Source organism: Haloplanus vescus (genome assembly GCF_900107665.1).
Taxonomy (GTDB): Archaea; Halobacteriota; Halobacteria; order Halobacteriales; family Haloferacaceae; genus Haloplanus; species Haloplanus vescus.
Genome location: NZ_FNQT01000001.1, coordinates 1,337,208 through 1,363,965, shown reverse-complemented (window position 1 = coordinate 1,363,965; position 26,758 = coordinate 1,337,208). Strand labels below are relative to the sequence as shown.

Below are 26,758 nucleotides of genomic sequence, written 5' to 3'. Positions count from 1 at the left end.
ATCGACAGGTTTTGTATCGCCCTTCCCCTAGGCGGAGCGTATGACTACCGGAATCGTCCTGCTCAACTTCGGTGAGCCGGCGGAGCCGCGTCGAGACGTCGTCGTGGACTATCTCGAACGCATCTTCTTCGCCAACATGGACATCGAAGAGATGGAGGCGACGGAGGCGGCGGCACGCGAACGCGCCAGCAAACTTGCCCAGCGGCGCGTCCCCGACCTCATGGAAGAGTACGAGGAAATCGGCGGCTCGCCGCTCATCGACCACGCCACCACCCAGGCGACGATGCTCGCCGACGACCTCGCCGACCGCGGCTACGACGTGGAGACCTACTATGGGATGCAGTACACCGAGCCGTTCATCACGGACGCGGTGGAGGCCGCCCGCGACGACGGTATCGACCACCTCATCGGCCTGCCCGTCTACCCGCTCTGTGGCCCCTCGACGACGGTCCAATCGCTCGACGAACTCGACGAGGCCCTCGACGAAATCGGCTGGGACGTACCCACCGACGCCCTCACCGGCTGGCACAAACACCCCGCGTACAACCGCGTCCGCATCGACAACATCCGCACCTTTCTCGACGAGAACGACCTCTCGCTCGGCGACGGCACGCGCCTCGTCTTCTCCGCGCACGGCACGCCCCAGTACTACCTCGACGAGGGCAGTCGCTACGAGGAGTACGTCGAGGAGTTCTGTGACGTCGTCGCCACGGCGCTCGGCGTCGAGGAGTACGAACTCGGCTACCAGAACCACGAGAACCGCGACGTGGACTGGACCGAACCCGACGTGGAGGAGGTCATCGAGGAGGTTGACGCCGACCGAGTCGTCGTCGAACCGGTCAGCTTCATGCACGAACAGAGCGAGACGCTCTCGGAACTCGACGTGGAGCTCCGCGAGGAGGCCGAAGCCGAAGGGCTGGAGTTCTACCGCGTCCCCATCCCCTACGACGACTCGCGGTTCATCGGTGCACTCGCAGACTTGGTCGAACCGTTCGTCGCCGGCTACGACCCCGAGTACGCCGGCCTGCGCCAGTGTGAGTGCCGCGACGAACCGGGGACGATGTGTCTGAACGCACCCCACGAATGAGGGTCGGCATCGTCGGCGCGGGCATCACCGGACTCGCCCTCTCCCACTACCTCCGGGAGCGCGGCGTCGACGCCGTCGCGTTCGAGGCCACCGCAGAACCCGGTGGCGTCATCCGGTCCTCTCGCGTCGACGGACGTATTCTCGACCACGGCCCACAGCGCACGCGCCTGACCGACGAACTCGAAGAACTGGTCGACGCCTGTGGGCTCCGAGACGACTTGCTCGTGGCCGACGACGACCTGCCCCTGTACGTCTACGTCGACGGCCGACTCCGCCCCGTTCCCTTCACGCCCCGGGAGTTCCTGTCGACCGACCTGCTCTCGGTCCGGGGGAAGCTCCGACTGCTCGCCGAACCGCTCACCGAAGGCGTTCGCGACGACGAGACGGCCGGCGAGTACTTCCAGCGGAAGTTCGGGACGGAGGCGTACCACAACCTCGTCGAACCGCTCTTCGGCGGCATCTACGGCTCCGACCCGATGGAGATGCCCGGGGCGTACGCCCTCGACACGATGCGGCGGATGGAACGCTCCGGGAGTCTGCTCCGCGCCGCCCTCAATCGCATCATTGAGGACGGCGAGCGCCCCCCGCCTGTCTCCTTCGCGGACGGCATGGCCCAACTCCCGCGGGCGCTCTACGACCACAACGCCGACCGAATCGAACTGGAGACGCCGGTCGACCGAATCGTCCCCGAGGGGTCGGGCTACCGACTGGAAACGGACGCTGGCGACGAACGCGTCGACCGCGTCGTCGTGACGACGCGAGCCGACGTCGCCGCCGGCCTCCTCGCGCCCGTCGACGCCGAGAGCGCCCGCGCGCTCCGCCGACTCTACTACAACCCCCTCGCGTACGTCCACCTCGCTTCGGAGGCAGCGCCCGACGGCTACGGCTATCAGGTTCGCCGCGACGAACCGCTCCACACTCTCGGCGTGACGTGGAACACCGGCCTGTTCGACCGCGACGGCGTCTACACCTGCTTCCTCGGCGGGATGGGGAACCCCGGGATGGTCGACCGCTCGGACGCCGAACTCGGCCGCATCGCCGCAACGGAGTTCGAGGACGTCCTCGGTGCCCCCGCCGAGGTGCTGAACGTCACGCGCCACCCGCGGGGCTTCCCCGCGTACGACGAGTCGTGGGCGGCGATGGAGCGGGTCGACCTACCCGAGAATGTGACCCTCGCGACCAACTACGCGGGCCGGATGGGCGTTCCGTCGCGTATCCGCGAGGCCAAGCGACTGGCCGAGCGGTTCGCTACCGACTGACCGACTTCGCCGTCTCGACGAACGCCTTCACGGACTCGACGGGCGTGTTTCGGTTCACGCCGTGGCCGAGGTTGAGGATGTGGCCGCGGGGACCGGCGGCGTCGATTATCTCTTGTGTTCGCTCGCGGACGAAATCCGTGGGCCCGAACAGGTGTTGCGGGTCGAGGTTCCCCTGCACGGGTCGGTCACCGAGTTCGGCGCGCGCGTCCGCCATGTCGACGGTCCAATCGAGTCCCACCACGTCCGCCCCCGTCGCCTCCAGTGCGTCGAGGCGCCCGCCCATATTGCGCACGAAGACGATGGAGGGCACCGAGAGGTCGGCCAGAATCTCGCGATGGAGGGGAAGGACGAACTCGCGGTAGTCGGCGGGGGAGAGGACGCCGGCGTAGGTGTCGAACAGTTGGACCACGTCGGCGCCGTGGGCGGCCTGATACTCCAGATACTCCCGCACCACGTCCGCGAACTCGCGGAGGAGGGTGCGGAACGCCTCGGGATGCTGGGCGCGGAAGCGTCGGAGTGGCCCGTGATTGCGCGACGTGCCGCCGGCGACGGCGTAGGAGGCGAGGGTGAAGGGCCCGCCGGCGAAGCCGATGATGGCCGTCTGGTCGCCCACGCGGTCGACCAGTCGGTCGAGGAGGTCACCGACGAAATCGAGGTCGGTCGCCACGTCGCCGTGGGGTCGCTCGGCGTCTGCCGGGCCGTCGACGGGATTTTCGATGACCGGACCGACGCCGCTCTCAACGTGATAGTCGAAGCCAAGCGGTTCGAGGACGGTCAGGATGTCAGAGAACATCACCAGGCCGTCGGGTTCGTAGAGGTCCCACGGGAGAAGCGTGATGCGAGTGGCCACCTCCGGTGTCTCGATGGCTTCGCGGAAGCTGTAATCGGCGCGAATCTCGCGGTACTCCGGGATGTGGCGGCCGGCCTGTCGCATCAGCCACACGGGCGGGCGCTCGGTCCGTTCGCCCCGGGCCGCGCGGACGAGGAGGTGCGTCATGGCCGGTGATTGGACCCCGACCGGCTAAGTATGTCGCATCGCGGCCGCTCGTGCCGTGGCGACTCGTCGCCCCACTCAGGCCGTCGATTCCTCGGCTGTCGGCTCCTCGGCCATCCACTCCTCGGCCCAGTCGCCGATGGCATCGAACACCGGGCAGAGCGACTGGCCCTTCTCGGTCAGGGAGTAGTACGTCGCCACCGGCGCGTCCTCTTCGAGGCGCCGGTCGACGAAGCCCATCTCCTGCAGGTCGTCGACGACGCGCGAGAGCGTCCGCGAACTCGCGCCCGTCGACCGCTTGAGTTCGTTGAAGCGCTTCTCCTCGCCCTGCAAGTCGTGCAGGACCGCCAGTCGCCACTGGGAGCCAATCTGTTCGAGCGATTCGATGACGTAACACGTCTCCGCGTCCCCCGTTCCCGTCTGGATTGCCATACTCACGATATTCCATCCGCCGGGATACCAGTTACGTTCCGAATCAGGTATCAGAGTGTTACCGTGAGAGGGGCCACCCCGGTAACACGCACGCCACCCGGTGACACGAGTATCAGATAAACTATATATCTACGGGGGGAGTATGACGGGGTACGATGAACGCTACAATCGATTTCGACACGTTCGTATCGACTGAGGTGACCGCCTGATGGTCTTCGACTCCGCAGGTGCGGGCGTCGTCTTCCTGCTTGCTCGCGTCCTCTTCGGCGGCGTGATGGCCTTTACCGGTCTGAACCACTTCCTCGATGCCGAGGGCATGATCGGCTACGCGCAGGCGAAGGGTATCCCCGCCGCGTCGCTCGGCGTGCCCTTCTCCGGCGGCATGCTCATCGCCGGTGGCCTCGGCCTCATCCTCGGCGTCTATCCGACGATTGCCGCGGGTGCCATCGCCGTCTTCCTCGTCGGCGCCACGCCCACGATGCACGACTTCTGGAACGCACCCGAGGACCAGCGACAGGGCGAGTTCAACAACTTCCTGAAGAACGTCGCGCTCCTCGGCGGCGCCCTCGTCTTCCTCGCGCTCGCGAGTTCGGCGTGGCCGCTCGCCGCGAACGTCGGCCTGTAGGCCCACGCCAGCCGCGTTTTTTATCAGCGTCGTCCCCCAATAGTCACCGATGTATCTTCGCTGGGCGCGGCGCGTCCTGGCGGGAGCGACTGGCGCCACGCTCGTCGCTTCCCCCGTCGCCGCACACGTCGACTACGTGACCGAAGACGGGGAGGGCGGCCCCGCTGTCGTTGACTTCCTCCTCGCCGTCCTCTCCGATCCGCTGAACCTCGCACTCCTGCTCGGCGGCGCGGTGGGCGTCACCGTCGCAACGCTCGGGTGGCTTCGCTACGGCGACCACCTCGCGGACGTGACGGTGACGCGGCGGACGCTCCGCTCCTACCAGCCGTATCTCGGCTGGCTGTTGCGACTCGCCACCGGCCTCCCACTCATGGGTGCCGGCTTCAGTGGCTACTTCTTCTCACCTGTCGTCAGCGTCGAAGCCCGTATCGTGCAGGTCACCATCGCCTTCTGTCTCCTGTTCGGGCTGGCGACCCGACTGGCCGCCGTGGCCGGCCTCCTCACCTACGCCGTCGGCCTGACGATGCACTTCCCCACGCTCTTGCTCAGCTCCGAGTACGTCGCCGGCTTCCTCGGCATCCTCGTCGTCGGCCCAGGACAGCCGAGCGCCGACCTGCTGCTCCGCCGACTGGTCGTCACCGACGGCACGCTCATGAGTCGGTTCCGGGGCGTGACCACCGTCGGTGACCTGCTCTCTCGCTTCGGCGTCGAGAAATCCGTCGCGCCGCTGCTCATCCGCCTCTTCCTCGGCCTCAACTTCGCCTATCTCGGCGTGACCGAGAAGTGGCTCAACTCGGGGCGTGCCTTGCAGGTGGTCGAGAAATACGGGCTCACCGCCGTCGTCCCCGTCTCGCCCGAGATGTGGGTGTTCGGCGCGGGCCTCGGCGAACTCGTCGTCGGCCTCTGCATCCTGACCGGAACCTTCACTCGCAGCGCCGCCGGGGCCGGATTCCTCATCCTCACGACGACGCTCTTCGGCCTGCCCGACGACCCCGTCCTCGCCCACGTCACGCTCTTCGGCCTCACCTCCGCGCTGCTCATCACTGGGAGCGGTCCCTTCGCGGTTGACCGGACACTCGTCCCTCGACTCCGCTCGCGAATCGGCCTCCAAGACGCGGTCGACCCGAGCGCCGACGCGGCGACGCCGTCCGACTGACTGCCTCCGATTATCAGACGCTATACTTGGGGGGGTGTGATTATTAAACACTGCACCAAATGGCGTTCAGACCATGGGCCTTCCCGTCCTGAACCGGTTTCGTCGCCGGTACGGACTCAAACTCGCGGTGGCGTTCGCGGTGGTGTTGCTCCTGACGGTCGGCGTCGGAGCTGCCGTGAGCGTCGACGCGTCCGCACAGTTGCGCGACGACGTACAGCAACGTATGACCGAGACGGCCGACCAGCGGGCCGAGCGCGTCGACGCCTGGTTGACCGGCGTGACGACGCAGGCACGCGTCGCCGCCGACCACCCAGCGCTCCGGAGCGACGACTCAGCCGCCGTCTCCGCGTATCTGACCGACGTATCCAGCCCTGACCGGGCGCCGCCGGACCTCGTGGCTACGCACTACGTCGACGCCGACTCCGGTGAAGTGCTCGCGAGTTCGGACGCCGACTTCGTCGGCACCGACGCGCGGGTCGCGCAGTCCTCGTTCGACGGCGCGGACGACGTGGTCGTCACCGACCCCGCACGCTCCGAGCGGGTCGACTCCTCGACCGTCTCGGTCGCGACGCCCGTCGACGGCCGTTCCGACCGGCTACTCGTGTACGTCGTCGACTTCGGTGGCCACGTTAGCGCCCTCACGGACGGCGCCGAATCCAGCCAGACCGCCGTCGTCGGCACCGACGGCACGGTGTTCGCGCACCCCGACTCGTCGCGTCTCGGGTCCGCTGCTGAAGCCACGTCGACCGTCGTCCCCGACGGCGCGTTCGACGGTGCGACGTTCACGACGACCGACGAGCAGGCCGTCGCCGCCGCGCCGATGGACAGCACCGGCTGGGCAGTCGTCGTCGTCCAGCCGTCGAGTGCGGCCTTCGCGGTGCAACGAGCTGTCGTCTCCGGCATCCTCGGTCTCATCCTCGTCGCCGTCATCAGCCTCGTGCTGATCGGCGTCACCATTGGGAGCCGAACGACGCTCTCGCTTCGCCGCCTCTCCGGCAAGGCCGAAGCGATGGCCAACGGGGACCTTGACGTCACGCTTCGGACCGGGCGAACCGACGAAATCGGCCAGCTCTACCGGGCTTTCGACGAGATGCGGGCCTCGCTCCGCGAGCGGATTCGGGAAGCCGAGACGGCGCGCACCGAGGCCGAACAGGCCCGCGCCGAGGCCGAACAGGCCCGCGCCGAAGCGACCGAGACCAACGAGCGTCTCGAACGGACCGCCGAAGCCTACGGCGAGGTGATGCGAGACGTGGCCGACGGCGACCTCACCCGCCGCATCGACGTGCAAGACGAGAACGACGCTATGGCTACCATCGGCCGGGCGTTCAACGACATGGTCGCCGCCATCCAGTCGACCATCCAGGAGGTCACCGCGTTCAGCGCCGAGGTGGCGACGGCCGCCGAAGCGGTCGACCAGAACGCCACCGACGTCATGGCCGCGGGCGAGGAGATGAACGATGCGGTCGGCGAAATCGCCGACGGTGCCCGCACGCAGACCGAGAGCCTGCAGGACATGACCGGCGAAGTGAACGACCTCTCGGCGAGCGCCGAGGAGATTGCAGCGACCGTCGACACCGTCGCCGACACCTCCGAGCGCGCGGCCGACGCGGGCGACGACGGCCGCGCCGCCGCCGAGGCGGCCGTCGACGAACTCGACAGCATCGAGGGGATGACCGACCACACGCAGGCCGAAGTCGAGGCGCTCAAAGACGAGATGGACGAAATCGGCGAAATCGTCGACGTCATCTCCGACATCGCCGAGCAGACCAACCTGCTCGCGCTCAACGCCTCCATCGAAGCCGCCCACGCCAACGGCGAGGTGGGCGACGCTGACGGCTTCGCGGTCGTCGCCGACGAGGTGAAGAACCTCGCCGAGGAGACCAAGGAGTCCGCGAGCGAAATCGAGGCGCGCATCGAATCCGTCCGCGAACGCACCGAGCAGGTCGTCGAGGGCACACAGGAGACGAGCCAGCGCGTCGACGAAGGCGTCGAGACGGTGGAGGGTGCCATCGACGCCCTCGAACGCATCGCCGACTACGTCGAGGAAATCGACTCCAGCATCCAGGGCATCGCTGACGCCACCGACGGTCAGGCCGACTCCACCGAGCGAGTGGTGGAGAACCTCGACGAGGTGGCCGCAATCAGCAAACAGACCGCAGAGCAGGCGAGCAGCGTGACGGAGACGGCAGACCGACAGGAGCGGACTATCACCGAGGTGGACGACGCCGCGGACGAACTCACGCGGCGGGCCACTCGGCTTCGCGAACGACTCGCCGGCTTCGACGTCGGCGACACCGACGCACCGACCGCGACCGGCGGCACGCGCGCAGACGCCGTCGGTGACGGCGGCCGCGACACGGAGGCACGATAACTATGCTCGGAACGACTACGACGTGGGCGACGCTCGGCGCCATCGGCATGGCGCTCGGAACGCTCCCACCCCTCTGGGGGTGGCGAACCGACCCCGACCGACGGACGCACTATCTCGTCCTCGCGGGGGTGACGGGCGTCGCCGCCGTGGCCTACACCCTGATGGCGTTCGACATCGGGGCGGTGTCGGCCTCGGGCCGTGTCGTCTCCATTCCCCGCTACGTCGACTGGCTGATTACGACGCCGCTCATCCTCCTCTTCCTAGCGATGCTCGGCGAAACCGGCCGCGGGTCGCTGCTCCGCCTCATCGTCGCCGACGTGCTCTTACTCGTCCTCGGCGCCGTCGCCGTCGTCATCGCTGGCCCGATTCGCTGGATCGCGTTCGCGGGCGGTGTCTTCGCGTTCGGCGTCCTCGTGTACGAGCTCTACGGCCGCATTCCGCGGCAGGCGACGTTCTCGAACGAGCGCACCCGCACACTCTTCATCACGCTCCGCAACCTCACCATCGCGCTGTGGACGCTCTACCCCGTCGTCTGGATTCTCGCCCCGTCGGGCATCAGCCTGCTCACCCGCGACATGACGATGCTCGTCATCGCCTACCTCGACCTGATTAGCAAGGCGGCCTTTGTCGCGCTGGCGGTGGACGGACTGGCGACACTCGCCGAGGACGACGCCGTCGACAGCGAAGCGACGCCCACGGCGGACTGACGGCGTCGGGCGTCACGATATTTTGCGGACGCAGGTCGGAAAAACAGTCGCGAGCGACGGCGTCGATTAGGGCGCTTCGCCCGTCTCGATGGTGAAGTCGTCTTTCGGGTACGCGACGCAGGTGAGCGTGTAGCCGTCGCCGAGTTCGTTGTCGTCGAGCATCTGCTGGTCGTCGTGGACGACGTAGTCTTCGGCGTTACCGCCGGAGGTGATCTGTCCGGCACACGAGACACACTGGCCCTGTCGGCAGGCGTAGGGCATGTCCCAGCCCTCGTCTTCGCCGGCTTCGAGGACCGTCTCGTTCTCTTTGACTTCGACCGTCGACCCTTCTTTCGCGTACTCGATTTCGAAGGTGTCGGCCTCGTCGTCGGAGAGGTCCCACGGACCTGCTTCCTCGGCACTCTCGGCCCCGCCTTCGAGTTCGGCACCGTCTTCGCCGGCGCCACCCGCAGGGACGGCGCCGCCGCCACCGGCGCCGATGGCGCGGTTCATCGGCTCCGGGAACTCCGTCTCCGGCACCGATTCGGCCCGGTGTTCGAGCACCTCTTGGCTGATGTCCGTGGTGGGCGTCCACCCCGTCCCCTTCGACAGGTGGAGCGCGACGGCGGTGAGCGTCAGGAGCGCACCCGCCCCCAGACCCACCAAGTTAACCTCGACCATGGTCGGCGCTACGGATTCGGGGGTTAAGGTAATTGTGATTACCGCGCTGCGGCCGGGTCGTCAGTCCTCGCGAGCGACCTCGTGGCGTCCGAATCCGTAGCGCAGGCGGTTGGCCAAGCGCCGCGAGAAGCGGTCGCGCCGCGAGGCGAACCGCTCCGCGAGCGCCTGGTGGATGAGCGGCACCGGCACCTCGCGTTCCAGCGCCTCTTGGACCGTCCACGTCCCTGTCGACCCGCCAGCGACGTGGTCGGCCACGTCCCCGAGGTCCGTCCCCTCCTCGCGGAACGCCTCCTCACAGAGTTCGAGCAGCCACGAGCGGATGACGGCGCCGTTGTTCCACGTCCGGGCGACGGCTTCGAGGTCAAGGTCGTACCGCCCCTCGTGGAGCAGTTCGAACCCCTCTCCGTAGGCCTGCATCAGCGCGTACTCCACGCCGTTGTGGACCATCTTCACGTAGTGACCCGACCCCGCCGGCCCCATGCGGTCGTGACCGTCCGGCCCCGTCGCCACCGCGTCGAAGACCGGCGCCAGTTCGGCGTAGGCCGCCTCCGGCCCGCCGACCATCAGCGAGAAGCCCAGTTCGGCGCCCGCGGGCCCACCGCTTGTCCCGCAGTCGAGGTAGGCGGCCGCTGTCGCCTCCGCCCGACGCGTCGAGTCCTCGAAGTGAGAGTTGCCGCCGTCGACGACGATGTCGTCCTCGTCGACGTGGGGTTCGAGTTCCTCTAGCGCCGCGTCGACGGCGTCGCCCGCCGGCACCATCAGCCAGATTCGCTTCTCCGAGCCGAGTCGGTCACAGAGGTCGGGAATCGAGTCCGCGGGTTCGGCGCCGGCGTCCGCCGCCGTCGCCACCGCTTCCTCGTCGATGTCGAACGCGACGACGTCGTGTCCCGCCGCCAGCGTTCGCTCCACGACGATTTGTCCCATCCGACCCAGACCGATAACGCCCAGTTGCATGGCACACCCTGCGACGCGCCGGGAGGTAGTGGTTGTGGTTCGCCGGTTCCGGCGACTGTCCCCCCCGCGCTCTTTTGCCCCTCCCCCATCTCCTCTGCGTATGGACGACCGTATTCGTGCACACGCCGAGACGCTCGTCGACTGGAGCGCCCGGGTCGACCCCGGCGACGAGGTGGTGATGCGTGTCGCCGAAGGCGCCCACGACCTGGCCGTCGCCGTCGCCGCCGAACTCGGCGCCCGCGGCGCGACACTCCTCGCCACCTACGGCTCCGACGAGGTGACGCGGGCGTACCTCCGCGCCCACGACGACGAGTTCGCCACGCCCGACGCCGAACGCGCCCTCTACGAGGAAGCTGACGTGTACCTCTCGCTCGGCGGCGGCCGCAACACCACCGCTACCGCCGACGTGCCCGGCGAGAGACAGGGGGCGTACGCCCGCGCCCGCGAAGACGCCCGCGAGGCCCGCATGGCGACCGACTGGGTGTCGACAGTCCACCCTACGCGCTCGCTCGCCCAAGCCGCCGGGATGTCCTACGAGGCCTATCAGGACTTCGTCTACGACGCCGTCCTCCGCGACTGGGAGTCGCTCGCCGACGAGATGGGGCAGTTGAAAGACGTCCTCGACGCCGGGAGCGAGGTCCGTCTGGTCACCGAAGACACCGACCTGACCCTCTCCATCGAGAACCGAACCGCCGTCAACAGCGCCGCGAGCGTCGCCTACGACTCCCACAACCTCCCCAGCGGCGAGGTGTTCACCGCGCCCGCCGACGCCGAGGGTCACGTCACCTTCGACGTGCCCATCACCGTACAGGGTCGGCGCCTCCGCGACGCGCGCCTCGTCTTCGAGGACGGACAAGTCGTCGACTTCAGCGCCGCGGAGGGCGAAGACGCCCTCGCCGCCCTCCTCGACACCGACGCGGGCGCCCGACGCCTCGGCGAACTCGGCGTCGGGATGAACCGCGGCATCACCCGACCGACCGACAGCGTTCTCTTCGACGAGAAGATGGCAGGGACCGTCCACCTCGCCATCGGCCGGGCGTACGACGCCTGCCTCCCCGCGGGCGAGTCGGGCAACGAGAGTGCCGTCCACACCGACCTCATCACGCGGATGGACGAGGGGTCGCGCCTCCTCGTCGACGGCGAGGTAATCCAGCGCGACGGTCTGTTCCGCTGGGCGGACGGCTTCGAGTCGTGACGACGACCATCGCCCACCGCGGGTTCGCGGGCGTCAACCCGGAGAACACCGTCGGCGCCGTCCGCGCCGCGAGCGCCGCGGGCGCCGACCGCGTCGAAATCGACGTCGTCGCCTGCGCGGACGGGACGCCCGTCGTCTTTCACGACGCCCACCTCGACGACGACGGCGAGAGTCGCGGCGTCACCGACGGCTCTGGCGCCGTGCACGACCTGTCACCCGAGACGGTGACGGCCGCGAGCGTGTACGGTAGCGGCGAACGCGTTCCTACGCTCGCCCGCCTGTGTGCGGAGACAACGGTGCCGCTTGACATAGAACTGAAGCGCCCCGGCGAGTCCGTCTGTCGCGGCCCGCTTCCCCCCGCTGACCGCGACGCCGCCCGCGAGCGATGGCAACCCTTCGTTGATCGGGTGTGTGACACGCTCGGGGACCGAGACGTGCGCTTCTCCTCCTTTTGCGAGGGGGCACTCGCGGCGGTCCGTGCCCGCGATGCCGACGCCGCGCTTGCCCCACTCTGTCGGCGCCTCGACGTGGGCCGGACGCTCGCCGACCGCTACGACGCGACGGCGATTCACGCGTCGCTCGCGGCGGTTCGCGGCGGCGTGGATATCGACCGCACGTGCAACGTCTGGACGCTTCGGACGTGGCGCGAGGCACGTGACGCCGTCGCGGCGGGTGCCGACGGCCTCATCGCGGACTATCCGGGACTACAGCAGTGGCTCGAGGCGTAACTGGCTGAGAGGAGTAAGCCCCCTTCTGTTCGACCGGCATTCGGCTGAGCGTCCACCTCCGCGTCCGGACTACCTTGGCGAGGCGGACTTGCACCGGTGAGGATTCGCCGTTCCATCCGTTCTCGGCCGTCGCGGGACGGGTGTCCCGAAGGCACGCGGCAGAGCCACGTGCCGCGGAGACGCGTCGCGCCTCCCTGCCCTCGGTGGGTCGACTCCCCTCGCTTGCGCTCGGGTTCGCGCACCTCATCGGTCGGGCCGAGTGGTCTCGTTTCTGTTCCAGAGCCAGCCGTCTCCGACTCCGGGCTTGCGCCCGGTCACCTGTCCGGACGGTGGGGGGACTTTCCTCATGCCCCGGCGCGAACGCCGCGGGCACGGAAGCCGGGCTCTCTCTGCCACTCGTCGGTAGATCGGGCGCTCGAATAACACTATCGGACGCCTCACCCGTTGGCGCCCGCGACTTCGCTCGGGGCGCTCGCCCCGAACCCCTCGGCTAGAATTCATCACGGTCGTTCCCGTCGGAAAGGAAGCCTTCAAGTCCGTTCGGAGCGAGGAACAGGTATGTCCGAGGCGCAGCCGGTACACCTTTCTTACGACGATGGGGCCCGAGCGGTCGAACTGGCTCGTGAAGCCGTCGAGGCATACGTGCTTCAAGGCCAGCGCGAACAACCGGGAAGCATGCGAGACGCATTCTACGCCCGCACCGGGGCGTTCGTCCGCATCACCTCCACACGCGGCCGTGGTCGTCTCCGCGGCTGTGCCGGTGCGTATCGCGGCTCCGACCAACTCGGCCACGCCATCGTCGACGCGGCCATCACCGCCGCTTCCGGTGACTCCTGTGGCTCCGAAGTCGAACCCCCCGAACTCGAGAGCCTCAACATCTCCGTCTGTATCGTCTGTAATCACGTCCTCACCAGCGACCCCCTCGCCGACATCGACCTCGGAACCCACGGCGTCGCCATCGACGCCAACGGGCAACACGCGTGGATGTACCCCACGCTTCCCGTCGAGAACGACTGGAACGAAGAGCAGTTCCTCACGCACGCCTGCCGCAAAGCCGGCATCTCGCCCGTCGCGTGGCAGGACGAGGACACTATGATTACGCTGTTCGAGGGACAGGTCTTCCGCGAGCGCGCAGACGGCGGCAGCGTCGAACAGCTGTAGTCGGTCGCGCCGATTCTACGCGTCCGTTCCGAACCCGACAGCTTCGGCGTCGGCCAGCGCTCGCGTTGTCGCCGCGTCCAAATCGAACTCCCGAACCACCTCGCCGTCGCGAATCAGCGGTTCGAGCAGCGGCTCACCCCCCTCCGGTCCCTCGCGCGCCGCGAGGCCGACGTGGTGGCCGCCGTCCGGCGTCCGATACACCTGCTTGGTCCCCGAGAGTTTCCCCCGCTTGGCCGCGGGTTCGCCGTCGACTTCGACGATGTCGAGGGCGAAGTCCACCGGGTCGGCGTTCGAGACGTGGCCGCCGACGCCGAACCCGTCCGCTACGTCACGCAGGTGGCGCAGTTCCGCGGGGCCGAGGCCGCCGCTCACGAACACGTCGATGTCGCCGTGCCCGCGCGCGTTGAGTTCCCAGCGCACCTCGCGGACGATGTGTTTGAGGTCGCCCCGGCGCGACCCCGTCGTGTCGATGCGGACGCTATCCAGGTCGTCGCCCAGCGTCTCGACGGCGCGCAACACCTCGTCAACCTCGTCGCTGTAGGTGTCACAGAGCGCCACCCGCGGCACGTCGGGGGCGACGGCCTCGTCGAACGCCCGCCACGCTCGCTCCTGCTCTCCGCGCCCGAAACAGATGAGGAGCGCGTGGGGCATCGTCCCGCCCGCTTCTCGGCCGAGCACGTCCCCCGCCGCGACGTGCGAGAAGCCGTCGAAGCCGGCGAGCAACGCGCTCCGCTCGACCGTCGCCGCAATCGACGGGTGGACGTGCCGCGCGCCGAAGGAGAGCACCGTCGAGTCGGGGGCGGCCCGCCGTGCCTCCAGCGCGTTCGTCGCCATGCCGCTGGCGTGCGAGAGGAAGCCGAGTAGTGAGGTTTCGAAGCGGGCGAACTCCAGATACGACCCCTCGATGCGGAGGACGGGGCCGCCGTCGAACAGCTGTCCCTCGCACATCGCGTCGACGTCGACGTCCAGCCCCGAGAGCAGCGACGCAGCGTCTTTCACGCCCGCGAACAGTTCGAAGTCGCCGTCGGGGAACTGGTCGGCCGTCACTTCCGCGACGACGGTCGGGTTCCGCTCGGCGTGTCGAAGCGTCGTCTCCGTCCGCGAGAAATACGCGTCGGTCGCCGTCCCGTCGCGGATGGCGTCGGGACCGACGATGTCGAACGGTGGCATTGACGCCCGTTTTGCCCCCGCTCGTGAAAAGTCCGTTCGTTCGATACCCCCCGTCGAAGAGGATTCGTCTTCATCGCGCGTGAACCGAATCGAGCGCCGTCACGGTCGGCGCGTTCACGATGGTCACCGTCGTCCCCGACTGCTCGACGCGGAAGGCGTCCGCGTACGGACCTGCGGGGACGACCAAGACGTTCTCGCCGCGACGCTCCGCGCCGCGGCGCGTCCGAAGCAGGTCGCGGTACGCGATGGCGAACTCCGCGGCGTCGCCCTCGGTCGCCCACTCTATCTGGAGGACGTAGCCCGTCGCCCCCGTCTCGTTCCGATAGGGGACGAGTCGGTCGCCCGCCCACCCCGCTGTCACGTCGTGCGTGTAGTTGTACGCGCGGTAGGGGCGGGTCGGTCGCTGGAGGTGGAACACGTCGGTCCCGCCGTTGGCCCACACGGTGGCGAACAGCGACGCCTCGCCAACCGTCGTCCCCGCGGGCGACCGGTCGAACCGGTGCCAGTCGCCGCTCGACCGGTTCTGAATCCGGACCGACGCTGGCGACCAGTCGGGGTAGCGCTCCGGGTGGATGACCTGCGTCGAACTCGTCGGCGGGTTCGCGTACGCGTCGTTCACCGCTTCCCACCCCCCTCGCTGGCGGAGGTGGTGGACGAAGGCCGGGCCGTCGGAGTAGGGTTGGTACGCGGCGACGTAGACGCCCATATTGTCGTCGAGGCTCCCACCCGGACCGCTCTCGGGGCGGGGCAGACACGACCACGACGCCTCGCATCGCTCCGCGTACAGGTCTTCGACGTACCCCGCGTCGCCCTCTATCAAGCCTCGATAGCCGAGGCGCGCGTCGCGGGTTCGGTTCCCGCGGTCGAAGCCGAACTGCTGGTCCTGCAGGGCGTGGACGAGTTCGTGCGCCAGCGTTTCGCGGTCTATCGTCGGCGTCTCCGACTCGCTCACCACCACGATGCGGTCCTCACTCGGCAGGTACGACCCCTGCACCGACGCGCCGTAGAACGACTCGAAGACGCCCTCGACCGACCGATTCTCCCCCACGAGCAAGAGCGCCTCCCACACCTGTTCGTCCCACGCCGTCGCCGTCACGTTCTCGCGGGCGAGGTAGGTCTCTCTGTCGACCACGTCCACCGGCACTCGCGATTCGAACTCCAACCCGCGGAGACGCTCGACGCGGGCCATCGTCCGCGCGACGACTGCCCGTCGCTCGCTCTCGTTCAGGCCGTCGGTGGCGTTCACGGCCAGCGGTTCGTCGTACCAGTAGCCGTGCTCCCAGCCCAACCGGTCCGTCTCGGGGTCGTCGAACGCGGGGTGTGCCGGCGTGGTCGTCGCTGTCGGTGTCGTGGTGTCCGCAGAAGTCGGTGGCTCCGTCGTCGTCGTCGTCGCGTCCGTCCCAGTCGTCCCGCCACACCCGGCGAGGACGACCAGCACCGCGAGCAGGACGGTCCGCGCGTGCATACCCTCCGTCGGCGCCACGGCGGCAAAAGGGTGCCGTCAGTCGCGACGGCGGACTACCACCGCGAGGCCGACGGCGATCAGTAACCCGACGAGCGCGGGCAGCGCACCGAAGCCGGGCGCTTCCAGCCCGGTCGAATCCGTCTCGGTCGCCGTGGCGGTCGATTCGTCGCCGCCGCTCGTGTCTCCGGTGTCGCTCTGACTCCGCGGTCGAACGTCCGACAGTCCCTCGGTCGTCGGCGCGTTGACGATGGTGACGCGGGTGCCCTGTCGGTCGATGCGGAAGGCGTCGGCGAACTCGCCGTCTTCGATGACGTACGTGTTCTCCCCCTCCGAGGTGGCGTCGTGAGCGTCGAGGATGGCGCGGTAGGTGTTGTGGAACTGCGCGGCGTCCTGTTCGCTGTCCCACTCGGTCACCCAGACGTAGCCGTACTCCGCGTCCTCACCGGTTCCGTTGTGGTACGGGTACAGACGGTCGTTCCCCCATCCAGCCGACGGCGCCGCGTCGTAGTTGTACATGTCGAGCGGGCCGCTGGTCCGGGCGACGCTCCGCGGCGAGACGGTCTGGGCGCCCGCCGTCCGCGCCTGATACCAGAACATCACGTACATCGACGCCTCGCCCACCGTGTCGGAGCCGTTGACGCCCTGCTGGGGGAACGTCTCCCATCCGTCGCGGGCGCGGTCACGGTACTCGATTGGCACCGGTTCCTCGTCGGTCAGGTGGATGACCTGCTCGGTGGATTCGGGCGGGTCCTGAAACGCCTCGTCGACGGCGTCCCAGCCACCCTGCTGGCGGAGCCAGTCGATGTACACCGGGCCGTCGGAGTAGGGATGCAGTAGCGTCAGGAGGATGCCGAGGTTCGGCGGGGACTGCGACCCGCTGGAGCCTGAACTCGGCGGGTCGACACACTCCCACTCGACGCCACACCGCTCGGTGTACTTGTGTTCGATGTAGTTCGCCTCCCCTTCGACGACGCCGTCCGTCGCGAGGTCGGCGTCCTGTGTCTTCGACCCCGACAGCTGCTCGCCGAGGTCACCCGTCTGGTCCTGTAGCGCGTGAGTGAGCTCGTGAACCAGCGTCGCGTTGTCGATGGTGGGGCTATCCGGCGAATCCGTAATGATGCGGATGCGGTCGTCACCGGGGGCGTAAAAGCCCGCCGTCGAGCTGCCAGTCGCCGACTGGATGGCGTCGTTCGCGCCGTCGCTCTCGCCGACGATGAACAGCGCCTCCCACACCTGACTGTTCCACGCGTCGTAGGACGCGTTGCGCGACGAGTTCTGGTTGCGCTGGCTCTGGAACTCCTCGCGGGAGATGACTTCGACGGGGACGTCCTGTTCGAACTCCTCTTCGCGCAGGTACTCGACGCGCGCCATCGCTCGGCTGACGAGCGCGTCCAACTCCCGGTCTGAGAGGCCGTCCGACTGGTCGACGTCTATCGATTCGTTGTGCCAATAGCCGCTCTCCCACCCGATAGTGTCGCTGTCGGGGTCGGCCCGCTGTTGGGCGACGCCCGCGTCGTCGACGGCCGTCGCGGCGCCCCCGCTACCGGCCGCCGCGGCGGTTCCCGTAACGGCGGCCGGAGCGACCGACGCCAACACGATCAGTACCGCGAGTCCGACGGATACCCGCTGTCGCATACCCCCCGTTAGGATGCACTACGGAAGTACCTTGCCCGCCGGGTCGGGCCGCTTAGAGCGACCGCTCGATGACGGTCCCGCCATCGCCGACGGCGACTTCGAGGCCGTCAGCGTCGACGACGGCCCGGAGATTCGTCCCGGTGGGCGCGGTTGCGGCCGTCCAGCCCTCGGCGTCGCGGCGGAACATCGCCCCGCCATCGCCGACGGTGACCCCCGTCTCGCCCGTCACTTCCACGTCTCGGAGCGACGCGTCGCCGGTGTCCGACCGGACCCACGCGCCCTCGGACCAGCGATACACCGTGCCGTTGCCGCCGACGATGGTCACCTCGTCCTCGCCGTCGGCGTCGACGCCATAGAAGTCGCTGTCGGCGTCCTCGATGCCTCTGGCCTCCCACGTCGACCCGTCGCTGGTACTGAAGACGGTGGTGTTGCCGTCGACGGCGTAGCCCGACCGGGGACCGTAGAAGTCGATGGCGTTGATGTTCGACCCGCTCCCCGGCGTGACCGAGTCCCACGTTCCGCTGGCGCCGTTCTCGAAGCTGTAGTAGATTGCCCCGGAGTCACCCGCGACGTAGACGTTCGCGCTGCCCGCTTCGCCCGTCACGGCCACGTCGTTGAAGTTGTTCGTCACGTCGTTCGGGGCCGAGTGGTCGACGAGGGTGCGGTCGGCGACGTCGTACTCGCCGATGGCACCGCTGGCGCCGACGACCCACAGTCGCTCGCCGTCGTCGGTCACGTCGGCGCCGTAGAGGTCGTTGCCGTTCCCCGTGGGGCCGCCGCTGGCGGCGATACCCCACAGGTCGCTGCCGCGTTCGAGGATGTACCCGCCACCGCCGACGCTGTACGCGCCCGCGTTCGTCATTTCCACGTCGTGGAGGGACACGTCGACCGCCGTCTTCGCGTTCAGCCACACGCTGTCTGCGGCGCCGAGAGCCGGGACACTTGCCAGGGCGGCGCTCGCTGCGGTACCACGGAGTAACGTTCGGCGCGTCATGTCGCGCATCGTTAAATCACTCCAGTCGGGACTCAGAAGTGAGTCGGCATAAGTTAGGTGGCCGTTCGGACTACGCTGCGTCGTCGTCCGCGGCGTCGAAGAGGTCGTCGACGGCATCCTGTGCCGCCCGTGCGGCCTCGTCGGCCACCGTCTCGGGGTCCGCGTCCTCGTCCGGCGCGTTCAGATAGACGTCGACTTCCAGCACGCCGTCTTCGAACGTCACGGTCACGTCTAGGTCGCGAACGTCCGACTGTCGGTATCGCGAGAACACGACGCCTTCGGCGGCTTCCGCCGCCGTCTGCACGACGGTTTCGTCGTCGGGCACGGCCTTACGCGCCGCCAGCGCCGCCCGGACCCATCGGGCCGCCGCCAGCGCCGCCCTGCAGCATCTGCTGCAGCTCTTCCTGAAGCGACTCGAACTGGTCGCGGACGCGCTCTTCCTGTTTGCTCAGCTGCTCGACGCGCACTTCGAGGCTCTCGACTTTCTCTTCCAGGTCGTCGTGGGCCTCGTCGTACTCCGTAGAGACGAGGAGTTCGCCGACTTCACGGTACATCTCGGTGTCCTCGTCGATGTCGCCGAGGGCGTCGAGCGCCGTCTTCGACTCGTTGAGCGTCGACTCGGCCTGCTGTTTCTGCGCGGCCACTTGCTGGGCCGTCTCCTGCAGGTCCTGCAGTTCTTCGAGTTTCTCTTGGGCTTCCGGCGGCAGATTTCCTTGCATGCGCGGACCGTTGGGTCCCGGAGTGAAAAAGCCCCGTATTCCGTTCGCTCACGTCACGCTTGCGACGCCACGTCCTCGACTCGCTCCGCGACGGCGAGGAGGCGACTCCACGTGTTCGTCCCCGCACGGAGGGCGACGAGGTCTGTCGCTTCGATGCGAACTTCGACCGTCTGCGCGTCGCGCGTGACGGTCGCCGCCGACCGAGCGTCGTCTATCTCGCCGACTTCGACGCCGACGCTCCGCTCGACGCGACGAGCGCGTTCCTCGGTGTCATACTCGAACTGCAAAGAGAGGTGGTGTGGCGCGTCGTCGTCGACCGACTCGGCCACGGAGTTACTCGACGTTGACTTCCTTGACGGTCGGCGCGCGCTCCTTGAGGAGCACCCGGTGACCGCAGTACGGGCAGCGGACGCCGCCGTACTCGTCGAGTTCGACGTCGCGCTTGCACCGGGAACACTTGTAACTCATGTTATTCGTCGTCTTCGTCGGTCGCGAGCGCAGCGCGGATGGAGCGCTTGACGGTGCGGCCACCGGGCGTCTCGGGGCGGTACGCCCCGCCGGTGAACACTTCGCCCGTCTCCTCGTTCTTCCAGACGCCCGTTCCGATTCGGGTGACACTGTCACCGTCGAGCGTGGCGTTCTGCATCTCGCCTTCGATTTCCTTGACGCGCCGGCGGGCGACACGCCCGTATCGCGCGCCGAATCGGCCCGCGCTCCCAGTGCTGCGTGCCTTGTTCTCGGCCATAGTACCGATTCTTACCGTTAGCGAACGGATAAACCCTGCGAGTTTCCGTTCGTCACTGCAGGTCCGCCGCCGCCAGCGCATCGTTCAAATCGTCGCGGACGCGCTCGCCGGTTTCGCGGTTCATCGCCGTCGTGACGATGCGGTTCTCCTGCACGCTCGACCCGTCGCGCAGGAGTAAGCGCACGTTCCCGTTGTCGTCCGCCCGCGTCACCTTCGCGCGCAACCCCGACTGCGACCCCTTGCCCCCGGCGTCGATGGGTCCGGGGACGATTTTCTTCACGTGCGGGTGTTCGGCCACCGTCGAGATGGCTCGGCGCCCCGCTCGTTTGCCGATGAGCGTCGTGTGTCGCCCGCCGAGTTTCTCCTTCGGCGGCGTCTCCACGACTTCGAGCGCCCGTTCCCCGCGACGTTCCAACACCGACGCCACCGGGTCGTCGCCGGCGACGCGATAGAACTCGTAGTGGGTCTCCCCCCGCACCGCGCGGATTATCTCTCGGTCGCCCGCCGCGAACACCGTCTCCGGACGCTTTCGACGGATTTCGTCGGCGATTAGCCCGGCGAAGTTTCGGCGCTCGATGACCCGCGCCTCGCCCTCCTCCTCCGGGCGCGTCGTAATCGTCGTCTCGCCCACCGTCTCCTCCTCCTCTACCATCGTCAGCGTCGCGCGGTCGACGTCGATGTCGAGGACGACCGCGTCGCAGTTGGCGGTGCGACAGACCAGACAGTAGTCGCCCGGTCGGTCTAACGGGGTTCCACACCGCCGACACTCCATATCGGTGACAGTCGGGCGCGTCTGATAAGTCCGTCCTTCGGTGCCCAGACCCCGGCACAAAGCCCATTGGGTCCCGGCCACACACCACCTCGCATGGCCCTCCGCCCGACCCGCGTCCTCGTCGCCGCGGCTCTCGTCGTCGCCCTCCTCGGCGTCGCGGTCCCCGCCGCGGCGAGTCCGCGGCCCGTCCCCGTCTGCTCGCCCTGTGACCGTGGCTTCACCGACGCGGCATACGCCCACGGGATGGACGTCGAAATCGAACACAGCACCGCCACGATGCGCGTCCACCGCAACGGCTCCGCGACGTGGACCGTCGAGAACCGACTGAACGACACCGCGGCGGCGACGCTCGCACGCAACGATTCGCTCCGGCGCTCGCTCGCCCGTGACGCCATCGCTATCCACGACGGCACTCTCCACTCGACGAGCGTCTCGGGTGATACCGTCCGGATGCGGTACCGCACGCCCGACGTGGCGACCGATGCGCCGGGCGGCGTCCTCCGCGTCGACTACTTCCGCGACGACGACGGCCGTCTCGTCCGGTTCGGTCTCGGCGCCGACCGCCTCACCCTCGTCGCGCCGCCGGGGATGGTCGTCGGCGACGCCCTCCCCGGCGCCGACGTGTCGTCACGCCGCATGACGGTCACGTCCTTCGACTCCAGCGGCGACGGGCCGTTCGTGACGCTCGTCCCCGACGACGCCGCGCTCGCGCCCCTGTGGAGTCTGGTCGCCGTCGCGCTCCCACTCGTCCCCATCGTCGGACGCAACGTCCTCTTGTTCCTCGTCGTGCCCGGAGCGGTGTTCGCTGGCGGCTTCGCGGTCCTCGCTCGCGGCGCTCGTGCGCTCGACGCCGACGCCACGACCACGCCCGACCGTCGCGCACTCGCCGTCGTCGGCGTCGGCGTCCTCGCGTTCGCCTACCCGCTCTACGCCGGAACCGTCGTCGTGGGGTCGGAACCGTCCCTTCTCGCCGGCGGCGTCGGCGCCGTCGCTCTCGGCGCGCTCCTCTCTCTGCCCGCCGTCCGTGACCAGCTTTCCGAGTGGCGTCTCGCCGGCCTCGTCGCCCTTGCGTCCGCGCTCGCCGTCGCCACCGGCCTCCTCCTGCAGGCGTCCACTCTCCCGGACGTGAACGTCGTCCCCCTACTCTTGCCGCTACCCGTCTACGCCGCGACGCTCGCCGGCTACACTGCCGCCCACACGTCGCTCCGGCGGGGGCTGACTGTCGCCGTCGGCACGCTCCTCGTCGTCCTCGCGACGATGTTCTCCATCGCCTCGCAGGGCGGAACGCTCTACGTCCTCGCTGTCACTCTCGCCGTCTTCGGCGCCCTCGCCGCCGTCGTCGTCGGGAGTCCCTTCTTCCTGCTCGGCTACGGCCTCGCCGACTAGAGGTCCCGCGGGTCGACCTTCAGATACTCCCGGAGGACCGCCGTCGCGTACGACCCGCGCGGGAGCGAAAAGGAGATGGTCAGGGGGTCGCGCTCGACGCTCAGATTCGCCTCGACCAGAATCGCGCGTCGCGTCCCCGAGGAGTCGAAGTTGCCGGGCAGGTCGAAATCGTCGGGTGCGAGGTCCAACTCCCCGAGCACCTCGCGCTCTATCTCGCCGGGTTCGCCGTCGCCGAGTTCCGTCTCCGTCCCCACCAGCGGCGCGGTGACGAAGGCGCGTCCGCGCTCGCAGTGGCGGGTCACCACGTCGACGCGTTCCTCGTCGACTCGCTGGAGGCGGTCGGTGTCGGGGAGCGCCAACCCTTCGGGCGCGTCGGCGTCCGCGAAACACACCACGTCGCCGGCGACGGGACGGTCGAAGGGCAGGCCGCGACGCAGGCGTTCGGAGAGGATTTGGTTGAACGCGTACGACTGCGCGGCGTTGACGAAGAGTCGCTGGAGGTTCCACGGCACCGTCTCCAGCGCGTCGCGGAAGTCGGCGGGCGTCTCGCCGCCGTTCTCGACCAGTGTGTGCAGCATCGAGCGCTCGTAGCCGAGGTGCCCCGGCATCGCGTCGAGTGCCTGTTGCCAGTCGGGGTCGGCGCTCGCCGCCACGTCTTCGACCGTCGCCCGCGCCTGCTGTGTCCGGTCCGGTTCCGTCTCCGCCGGGTTGCCGACGTACGTGAGGACGGCCTCTCGCCACTCCTCGCGGACGACGTGCAGGCCCACCTCGTGCGTGACGGGCCGCTGACTGCCGAAGCGCTGGTGGCCGAAGACGTTCGGCACAGCGGCCGACCCGCCGCCGAACGCCCGCAGGTCGTCGGTCACGTCCCCGACTGCCTCGGGTCGCTTGGCGTCCGCGATGCGAATCTCGAAGGCGTTGCCCGCGAGGTCACCGAACTCCAGGTCCCGGCCGATTCGGCCCAGCGGGTCGATGTCGACGCCCGAGAGGTCGGGCAGGTCCTCGGCCGTCGCGTCCCGAATCGAGAACAGCTGCGTCGTGACCGCGCGCTTGTCTTTCGTGCCCGCCCACGACACCCGTTCGCGACTGATGCCCATCGCGTCCGAGAGCGCACTCGCGAAGTCGTTGGTGTCCCAGTCGGTGAGCGTCGCGCGAACGAGGAGGATGGGGTACGAGCCCGAATCGGCGTCGAGCGGTTCGGGGGTTATCGTCTCCAGTTCGCGCACCCGGAAGTCGCTCGGGTCGTCGCGGAGGCGCCCGCCGACGCCGGGGCCGTCGCTCACGTAGTGGTCGATGCCGACCTGCCGTTCGAGGGGATGGGCGTCGCGCATGGGCGTCAGACCAACACGCCCGCGCTCTCGACGAGGAGCAACACGCCGACGCCGACGCCGCCGAGGCCGGCGACGGTGCGAAGCGCCCGTCGGTGCCAGCCCATCGTCTGGCCCCACACAGCGGACACCGCGGCCATCGTCAGTATCGACCCGACGGCGAACGCGCCGAGGAACGAGGTGGCGGTCGGGAGGTTCGGCGCCGTGGACACGAGGGCGATGACGAGCGCTCCGCTCCCGGCGACGCCGTGGAGGGCGCCGACGAGTAGCGAGTCGCCGTCGACGTGCGTGTGGCGGCCGCCGAGCGAAAGCCGGCCGATTCGGAGGTGGCGGTGGAGGGGGTGCGTGCCGTGGGCGTGGTCGTGCCAGCCGAGGACGCCGGTCAGCATCCGTGCGCCCAACACGACGAGGACGACGCCGACCAGTCCCTCAAACAGCGTCGTCACCGACGAGGGCAGACGGACACCGAGGAGGAGGAAGGCGAGGCCGAGCGCCGCGATGGGGACGGTGTGGCCGACGCCCCACGACGCGCCGACGAATCCGGCGCGCGAGAGGGTCGTCTCTTCGCCGTCGACGAGCGTCGCGACGGCCGCGAGGTGGTCCGTTTCGAGGGCGTGCCGTGCGCCGAGGGCGCCCCCCGCGACGGCGGCGGCGACGAGTGACATACTCGGTCGTCGCCGGCGCGGCACTTTGTTGTAACTGTTTGCCGGCGCGTCGCCGAGCGAGCGCCGAGGTGCTGAGTCCGACTCACGAACGCGGTGAGTCGTCCTCACGGGTGTCGTCTGCTGGCGACGACTCTGCGGGGGGTTCGGCGGTATCCTCCTTCGGGACCAGCGAAACGTACTCGCTGCCGAGATACAGGAGGGCCGCCGTCAGTATCAGGAGCAACATCTCTCCCGTGCCGGTCGACTGGAGAACCAACCCGGTGTACGCAATCGTCGCGACGAGGACCGCAGTGCAGCGGCGAATCGTCTGTCGGAGGAGGGCAGCGTCGTCCATACGTGAGGGACATCACAGCAACGAGTGTAAACGATTGCCACTGTCGGGGTGGCAGGCGGCCCACCGCTACTGCAGTCCCTCTCAGTACAGCGAGAGGTCGCCCGTCACCCGGTCAACCTCGTCGTCGTCGCCCGGGCCGACGGCGAGTGCCGTCACCGTGCCGGGGTCCAACTGCGTGTGGCCCGCATCGCGGATGATGGCGTTCGGGAGGCCCGCCCGCTCGGCCGCGTCGGCCAACTCGAAGAGTTCGGACTCGCCGCTTCCCTTCAGGACGACTTTCTTCTGTCCCTCGCCTTTCCACGCGCGGCGGGTTCGTTCGTCGGCGTCCTCGTACGCCGAGAGCGAGGCGTGCGCGACCTGTGCCGCGAGTTTCCCCCGCCCCATCCCGAGGTCGGTCCGCGCAACGATGGCCTGTTTCATGCCCGGTCGGTCGGGCGGCCGGGACAAAGCGTCGTCGGTTAGTACGCGTCGGCGTCGACGAGTCGCTCTGCGATGCGCTGCGCGCCGACCGCTGCCGACAGCGACGGGTCGTCGGGGGCGACGGCTTCCACGTCACGCTGGAGCTCCTCGCTCAGGCGCTCCTCGAACTCCTCGACGATGCCGGGGATGCACGTCATCCCGCCCGTGAGGACGATTGGCTGGTCGAGCGCCAACTGGTACACCTTGATGTAGTCGTTGGCGAGTTCGGGCAGGAAGGCGTTGGCAATCTCCTCGACGGCCTCGTCGACGTACTCGTCGACGGCGTCCATAACGCTCCGCTCGATGGTGAACTCGTGGGAGCCGCCACCGGGCTGCTGGATGATGTCCGTGAACGGCTCGAAGTCCACGAAGTCGGCGTGTTCCTCCTTGTACTCGCGGGCCGTCGTCGTGTCGATGTTCACGCGACCCTGCGTCTCCTCCTCGACGTAGTTGGCTATCATCCGGTCCACCTCGTTGCCGGTGACCGCGCCCGTCGTGAAGGGGGCGAGTTGCTCGCCGCGGCGGTACGCCGCCGCTTCGAGGTTGGTCGAGCCGAGGTTGACCGTGACGAAGATGTCGTCGACGGCCTCTAACTCGTCGCCGAGGGCGGGGACGGCGCCACACAGCGACTCCGGATAGCTGCGGATGAGCGCCTCTCCAATCGAACTCCCCTCGATGACGGATTCGAGGTTCGCCAACCCTTCCTCGTTGTCGATGGTCGGGATGGCGTAGACGACGGCGCTGTCTTCGGGCACGTCGTTGGCCTCGATGACGGACTCGAAGAACGTCGCCGTCAACTCGGCGCGGTCCTCGTCTTCGGGGAGGCCCGAGCGCAGCGTGTACTGTACTCGGTCGGGGTACTCCCGGGCGGCTTCCTCGCCGTAGAGCACCCGTTCTTCACCAGTGATAGCGTCTTCGTACGTCGCCAGACAGGTCAGCGTCTTGACGGTCCGCAAGCCGCCGCTGCCATCGGGAATGGCGATGACCGTCCGGGTACTGCCGAGTTTGACGCCGACGGGCGTCGGTTCGTCGGTCGCCGTATCGCCATCGTCGGCCGTCTCACTCTCAGCGTCGTCGTCTTCACTCATACGCTCCGCGATACACGCGGACATGATAAATAATCACGCCCGCGATTCTCATAGGGAGTATCCGACGTCAGTATAGAGTCTCGCCGAGACGGTCCGGCGAGAATCTCTGGACAGGTACGATACCGCTATCAGTCGCGGGAAAGGGCGGTCAGCCGAGCGACGTAGTGGAGACTCACCCGGTGGTCGTCCGGGTCGAGGTCGTTGCCCTCGTTCGCGCGTGGCTCGCTAATCCCCCACAGATACCGTTCGAGCGTCTCGGCCGCGTCGTTGCCGAGCCACCCGACGCGTTCGTAGAACGCGAGCGCGTCGGCCACCGACTCCGTCCCCGCCTGCAAGACGAGAAACTCCAGCCACTCGAGGACGAGCCCTTCGGCCGTGAGCGAGGCCGGCAGCGTCGACAGATACGGCCGCGTCAGGTCCGCCGACCCTTGCTCCATCACCGCGAGGTCACGGACGATGGACTCGTGGAGCGCGGCCGTCGCCGACCCGCGGGTCGGCGTCGTTGTCTCCTCTGTCTCGTCAGTCGTCTCGTCGTCGGCCACCCGCGACTCCCGAGCCACCGGCTCGCTACTGCCTGCGCCTCGGAGTTCGGCGAGATCGTAGTTTCGCGGGTCGATGGCCATCGAACGAGGCCACCTACGGGGCCCCTCGAATTAAACTTCCCGCACG

30 protein-coding genes and 1 other RNA gene are annotated in these 26,758 nt (G+C 68.5%); 10 read left to right on the top strand and 21 right to left on the bottom strand.

What is annotated here, in order from left to right; all coding sequences use genetic code 11:
- The first annotated feature begins 40 nt into the window (after positions 1-40).
- Complete coding sequence (hemH, locus tag BLU18_RS07335) at positions 41-1,087, top strand: ferrochelatase (RefSeq protein ID WP_092633426.1); 1,047 nt, start codon at positions 41-43, stop codon at positions 1,085-1,087.
- The gene (gene hemG, locus BLU18_RS07330) at positions 1,084-2,346 is read left to right on the top strand and encodes a protoporphyrinogen oxidase (protein ID WP_092633424.1); all 1,263 of its coding nucleotides are present in this window, start codon (positions 1,084-1,086) and stop codon (positions 2,344-2,346) included. The genes hemH and hemG overlap by 4 nt, the downstream gene beginning before the upstream one ends.
- Here the strand turns inward: hemG and hemE are convergent.
- Positions 2,336-3,343 (bottom strand): uroporphyrinogen decarboxylase, encoded by a 1,008-nt coding sequence (gene hemE / locus BLU18_RS07325; protein WP_092633422.1) that lies wholly within the window; start codon positions 3,341-3,343, stop codon positions 2,336-2,338. The two genes, hemG and hemE, sit on opposite strands and share 11 nt — an antisense overlap.
- Positions 3,344-3,418: 75 nt before the next feature.
- On the bottom strand, positions 3,419-3,772 hold the full coding sequence (locus BLU18_RS07320) for a winged helix-turn-helix transcriptional regulator (protein ID WP_092633420.1): 354 nt from the start codon (positions 3,770-3,772) through the stop codon (positions 3,419-3,421).
- Positions 3,773-3,980: 208 nt separating this feature from the next.
- On the opposite strand from BLU18_RS07320, the gene BLU18_RS07315 reads away from it, so the two are divergent.
- The 4 genes from BLU18_RS07315 (at position 3,981) to BLU18_RS07300 (ending at position 8,631) form a co-directional block, all read left to right on the top strand.
- The gene (locus BLU18_RS07315) at positions 3,981-4,397 is read left to right on the top strand and encodes a DoxX family protein (protein ID WP_092633418.1); all 417 of its coding nucleotides are present in this window, start codon (positions 3,981-3,983) and stop codon (positions 4,395-4,397) included.
- Positions 4,398-4,446: 49 nt separating this feature from the next.
- Complete coding sequence (locus BLU18_RS07310) at positions 4,447-5,553, top strand: DoxX family protein (protein WP_092633416.1); 1,107 nt, start codon at positions 4,447-4,449, stop codon at positions 5,551-5,553.
- Between the two features lie 73 nt (positions 5,554-5,626).
- Complete coding sequence (locus BLU18_RS07305) at positions 5,627-7,924, top strand: methyl-accepting chemotaxis protein (RefSeq protein ID WP_092633414.1); 2,298 nt, start codon at positions 5,627-5,629, stop codon at positions 7,922-7,924.
- Between the two features lie 2 nt (positions 7,925-7,926).
- Positions 7,927-8,631, top strand: coding sequence for a bacteriorhodopsin (locus tag BLU18_RS07300; RefSeq protein ID WP_092633412.1), 705 nt, complete (start codon positions 7,927-7,929; stop codon positions 8,629-8,631).
- A gap of 66 nt (positions 8,632-8,697) precedes the next feature.
- Here the strand turns inward: BLU18_RS07300 and BLU18_RS07295 are convergent, their stop codons facing one another.
- Positions 8,698-9,291: a 2Fe-2S iron-sulfur cluster-binding protein gene (locus BLU18_RS07295; protein WP_092633410.1), complete on the bottom strand. Its 594-nt coding sequence runs from the start codon at positions 9,289-9,291 to the stop codon at positions 8,698-8,700.
- Between the two features lie 60 nt (positions 9,292-9,351).
- A complete protein-coding gene (gnd, locus tag BLU18_RS07290) occupies positions 9,352-10,245 on the bottom strand; it encodes a phosphogluconate dehydrogenase (NAD(+)-dependent, decarboxylating) (RefSeq protein ID WP_092633408.1) in 894 nt (297 codons plus the stop codon).
- Between the two features lie 100 nt (positions 10,246-10,345).
- Here gnd and BLU18_RS07285 point away from each other — a divergent pair, with 100 nt between their 5' ends.
- Positions 10,346-11,440 (top strand): aminopeptidase, encoded by a 1,095-nt coding sequence (locus BLU18_RS07285; RefSeq protein ID WP_092633406.1) that lies wholly within the window; start codon positions 10,346-10,348, stop codon positions 11,438-11,440.
- Positions 11,437-12,168, top strand: coding sequence for a glycerophosphodiester phosphodiesterase (locus BLU18_RS07280; RefSeq protein ID WP_092633404.1), 732 nt, complete (start codon positions 11,437-11,439; stop codon positions 12,166-12,168). The genes BLU18_RS07285 and BLU18_RS07280 overlap by 4 nt, the downstream gene beginning before the upstream one ends.
- Positions 12,169-12,170: 2 nt before the next feature.
- On the opposite strand, the gene rnpB is transcribed toward BLU18_RS07280, so the two are convergent.
- Positions 12,171-12,562, bottom strand: an RNA gene (rnpB, locus tag BLU18_RS07275) — RNase P RNA component.
- Between the two features lie 164 nt (positions 12,563-12,726).
- Between rnpB and BLU18_RS07270 the strand changes: the two genes are divergently transcribed.
- On the top strand, positions 12,727-13,329 hold the full coding sequence (locus BLU18_RS07270) for a TIGR00296 family protein (RefSeq protein WP_092633402.1): 603 nt from the start codon (positions 12,727-12,729) through the stop codon (positions 13,327-13,329).
- Between the two features lie 15 nt (positions 13,330-13,344).
- Here BLU18_RS07270 and BLU18_RS07265 read toward each other — a convergent pair whose 3' ends face one another.
- The 10 genes from BLU18_RS07265 to BLU18_RS07220 all read right to left on the bottom strand — a co-directional run bounded on the left by BLU18_RS07265 (position 13,345) and on the right by BLU18_RS07220 (position 20,829).
- Positions 13,345-14,499, bottom strand: coding sequence for a nicotinate phosphoribosyltransferase (locus BLU18_RS07265; protein ID WP_092633400.1), 1,155 nt, complete (start codon positions 14,497-14,499; stop codon positions 13,345-13,347).
- A gap of 70 nt (positions 14,500-14,569) precedes the next feature.
- Positions 14,570-15,964, bottom strand: a complete 1,395-nt coding sequence (locus BLU18_RS07260; protein ID WP_092633398.1) for an Hvo_1808 family surface protein — start codon at positions 15,962-15,964, stop codon at positions 14,570-14,572.
- Between the two features lie 36 nt (positions 15,965-16,000).
- Entirely contained in the window at positions 16,001-17,599 is a 1,599-nt protein-coding gene (locus tag BLU18_RS07255) for an Hvo_1808 family surface protein (protein WP_092633396.1), read from the bottom strand.
- Between the two features lie 52 nt (positions 17,600-17,651).
- The gene (locus BLU18_RS07250) at positions 17,652-18,602 is read right to left on the bottom strand and encodes a WD40/YVTN/BNR-like repeat-containing protein (RefSeq protein WP_092633394.1); all 951 of its coding nucleotides are present in this window, start codon (positions 18,600-18,602) and stop codon (positions 17,652-17,654) included.
- Between the two features lie 61 nt (positions 18,603-18,663).
- On the bottom strand, positions 18,664-18,918 hold the full coding sequence (locus BLU18_RS07245) for a DUF3194 domain-containing protein (protein WP_092633392.1): 255 nt from the start codon (positions 18,916-18,918) through the stop codon (positions 18,664-18,666).
- A gap of 4 nt (positions 18,919-18,922) precedes the next feature.
- Entirely contained in the window at positions 18,923-19,312 is a 390-nt protein-coding gene (locus BLU18_RS07240; RefSeq protein ID WP_092633390.1) for a prefoldin subunit beta, read from the bottom strand.
- A gap of 53 nt (positions 19,313-19,365) precedes the next feature.
- Positions 19,366-19,641: a KEOPS complex subunit Pcc1 gene (locus BLU18_RS07235; protein WP_092633388.1), complete on the bottom strand. Its 276-nt coding sequence runs from the start codon at positions 19,639-19,641 to the stop codon at positions 19,366-19,368.
- A 4-nt stretch (positions 19,642-19,645) separates the two neighbouring features.
- Entirely contained in the window at positions 19,646-19,780 is a 135-nt protein-coding gene (locus BLU18_RS07230) for a DNA-directed RNA polymerase subunit P (protein WP_092633386.1), read from the bottom strand.
- 1 nt (position 19,781) lies between these two features.
- Entirely contained in the window at positions 19,782-20,057 is a 276-nt protein-coding gene (locus BLU18_RS07225) for an eL43 family ribosomal protein (protein ID WP_092633384.1), read from the bottom strand.
- Positions 20,058-20,109: 52 nt separating this feature from the next.
- Positions 20,110-20,829 carry a DUF2103 domain-containing protein gene (locus BLU18_RS07220; RefSeq protein ID WP_092633382.1) on the bottom strand — a complete coding sequence of 240 codons (720 nt, stop codon included), beginning with the start codon at positions 20,827-20,829 and terminating at the stop codon, positions 20,110-20,112.
- Between the two features lie 93 nt (positions 20,830-20,922).
- On the opposite strand from BLU18_RS07220, the gene BLU18_RS07215 reads away from it, so the two are divergent.
- Positions 20,923-22,215, top strand: a complete 1,293-nt coding sequence (locus BLU18_RS07215; RefSeq protein ID WP_092633380.1) for a hypothetical protein — start codon at positions 20,923-20,925, stop codon at positions 22,213-22,215.
- On the opposite strand, the gene truD is transcribed toward BLU18_RS07215, so the two are convergent.
- From truD to BLU18_RS07185, 6 genes are all read right to left on the bottom strand, one after another.
- On the bottom strand, positions 22,212-23,546 hold the full coding sequence (gene truD / locus BLU18_RS07210) for a tRNA pseudouridine(13) synthase TruD (protein WP_092633378.1): 1,335 nt from the start codon (positions 23,544-23,546) through the stop codon (positions 22,212-22,214). The genes BLU18_RS07215 and truD overlap by 4 nt on opposite strands.
- 5 nt (positions 23,547-23,551) lie before the next feature.
- Positions 23,552-24,208, bottom strand: a complete 657-nt coding sequence (locus BLU18_RS07205; RefSeq protein ID WP_092633376.1) for a high-affinity nickel-transporter protein — start codon at positions 24,206-24,208, stop codon at positions 23,552-23,554.
- Between the two features lie 82 nt (positions 24,209-24,290).
- Positions 24,291-24,542, bottom strand: a complete 252-nt coding sequence (locus BLU18_RS07200) for a hypothetical protein (protein WP_092633374.1) — start codon at positions 24,540-24,542, stop codon at positions 24,291-24,293.
- Positions 24,543-24,623: 81 nt separating this feature from the next.
- The gene (pth2, locus tag BLU18_RS07195; RefSeq protein ID WP_092633371.1) at positions 24,624-24,962 is read right to left on the bottom strand and encodes a peptidyl-tRNA hydrolase Pth2; all 339 of its coding nucleotides are present in this window, start codon (positions 24,960-24,962) and stop codon (positions 24,624-24,626) included.
- A gap of 38 nt (positions 24,963-25,000) precedes the next feature.
- Positions 25,001-26,089 (bottom strand): actin-like salactin, encoded by a 1,089-nt coding sequence (locus BLU18_RS07190; protein WP_092633369.1) that lies wholly within the window; start codon positions 26,087-26,089, stop codon positions 25,001-25,003.
- 128 nt (positions 26,090-26,217) lie between these two features.
- The gene (locus BLU18_RS07185) at positions 26,218-26,712 is read right to left on the bottom strand and encodes a FlaD/FlaE family flagellar protein (protein ID WP_092633367.1); all 495 of its coding nucleotides are present in this window, start codon (positions 26,710-26,712) and stop codon (positions 26,218-26,220) included.
- Positions 26,713-26,758 lie beyond the last annotated feature (46 nt).

Excerpts from the sequence above, each read along its gene's own strand:
- hemH (WP_092633426.1), top strand. The coding sequence starts at position 41 with ATGACTACCGGAATCGTCCTGCTCAACTTCGGTGAGCCGGCGGAGCCG.
- hemG (WP_092633424.1), top strand. The coding sequence starts at position 1,084 with ATGAGGGTCGGCATCGTCGGCGCGGGCATCACCGGACTCGCCCTCTCC.
- hemE (WP_092633422.1), bottom strand. The coding sequence starts at position 3,343 with ATGACGCACCTCCTCGTCCGCGCGGCCCGGGGCGAACGGACCGAGCGC.
- BLU18_RS07320 (WP_092633420.1), bottom strand. The coding sequence starts at position 3,772 with ATGGCAATCCAGACGGGAACGGGGGACGCGGAGACGTGTTACGTCATC.
- BLU18_RS07315 (WP_092633418.1), top strand. The coding sequence starts at position 3,981 with ATGGTCTTCGACTCCGCAGGTGCGGGCGTCGTCTTCCTGCTTGCTCGC.
- BLU18_RS07310 (WP_092633416.1), top strand. The coding sequence starts at position 4,447 with ATGTATCTTCGCTGGGCGCGGCGCGTCCTGGCGGGAGCGACTGGCGCC.
- BLU18_RS07305 (WP_092633414.1), top strand. The coding sequence starts at position 5,627 with ATGGGCCTTCCCGTCCTGAACCGGTTTCGTCGCCGGTACGGACTCAAA.
- BLU18_RS07300 (WP_092633412.1), top strand. The coding sequence starts at position 7,927 with ATGCTCGGAACGACTACGACGTGGGCGACGCTCGGCGCCATCGGCATG.
- BLU18_RS07295 (WP_092633410.1), bottom strand. The coding sequence starts at position 9,291 with ATGGTCGAGGTTAACTTGGTGGGTCTGGGGGCGGGTGCGCTCCTGACG.
- gnd (WP_092633408.1), bottom strand. The coding sequence starts at position 10,245 with ATGCAACTGGGCGTTATCGGTCTGGGTCGGATGGGACAAATCGTCGTG.
- BLU18_RS07285 (WP_092633406.1), top strand. The coding sequence starts at position 10,346 with ATGGACGACCGTATTCGTGCACACGCCGAGACGCTCGTCGACTGGAGC.
- BLU18_RS07270 (WP_092633402.1), top strand. The coding sequence starts at position 12,727 with ATGTCCGAGGCGCAGCCGGTACACCTTTCTTACGACGATGGGGCCCGA.
- BLU18_RS07265 (WP_092633400.1), bottom strand. The coding sequence starts at position 14,499 with ATGCCACCGTTCGACATCGTCGGTCCCGACGCCATCCGCGACGGGACG.
- BLU18_RS07260 (WP_092633398.1), bottom strand. The coding sequence starts at position 15,964 with ATGCACGCGCGGACCGTCCTGCTCGCGGTGCTGGTCGTCCTCGCCGGG.
- BLU18_RS07255 (WP_092633396.1), bottom strand. The coding sequence starts at position 17,599 with ATGCGACAGCGGGTATCCGTCGGACTCGCGGTACTGATCGTGTTGGCG.
- BLU18_RS07250 (WP_092633394.1), bottom strand. The coding sequence starts at position 18,602 with ATGCGCGACATGACGCGCCGAACGTTACTCCGTGGTACCGCAGCGAGC.
- BLU18_RS07240 (WP_092633390.1), bottom strand. The coding sequence starts at position 19,312 with ATGCAAGGAAATCTGCCGCCGGAAGCCCAAGAGAAACTCGAAGAACTG.
- BLU18_RS07230 (WP_092633386.1), bottom strand. The coding sequence starts at position 19,780 with ATGAGTTACAAGTGTTCCCGGTGCAAGCGCGACGTCGAACTCGACGAG.
- BLU18_RS07225 (WP_092633384.1), bottom strand. The coding sequence starts at position 20,057 with ATGGCCGAGAACAAGGCACGCAGCACTGGGAGCGCGGGCCGATTCGGC.
- BLU18_RS07220 (WP_092633382.1), bottom strand. The coding sequence starts at position 20,829 with ATGGAGTGTCGGCGGTGTGGAACCCCGTTAGACCGACCGGGCGACTAC.
- BLU18_RS07215 (WP_092633380.1), top strand. The coding sequence starts at position 20,923 with ATGGCCCTCCGCCCGACCCGCGTCCTCGTCGCCGCGGCTCTCGTCGTC.
- truD (WP_092633378.1), bottom strand. The coding sequence starts at position 23,546 with ATGCGCGACGCCCATCCCCTCGAACGGCAGGTCGGCATCGACCACTAC.
- BLU18_RS07205 (WP_092633376.1), bottom strand. The coding sequence starts at position 24,208 with ATGTCACTCGTCGCCGCCGCCGTCGCGGGGGGCGCCCTCGGCGCACGG.
- BLU18_RS07200 (WP_092633374.1), bottom strand. The coding sequence starts at position 24,542 with ATGGACGACGCTGCCCTCCTCCGACAGACGATTCGCCGCTGCACTGCG.
- pth2 (WP_092633371.1), bottom strand. The coding sequence starts at position 24,962 with ATGAAACAGGCCATCGTTGCGCGGACCGACCTCGGGATGGGGCGGGGG.
- BLU18_RS07190 (WP_092633369.1), bottom strand. The coding sequence starts at position 26,089 with ATGAGTGAAGACGACGACGCTGAGAGTGAGACGGCCGACGATGGCGAT.
- BLU18_RS07185 (WP_092633367.1), bottom strand. The coding sequence starts at position 26,712 with ATGGCCATCGACCCGCGAAACTACGATCTCGCCGAACTCCGAGGCGCA.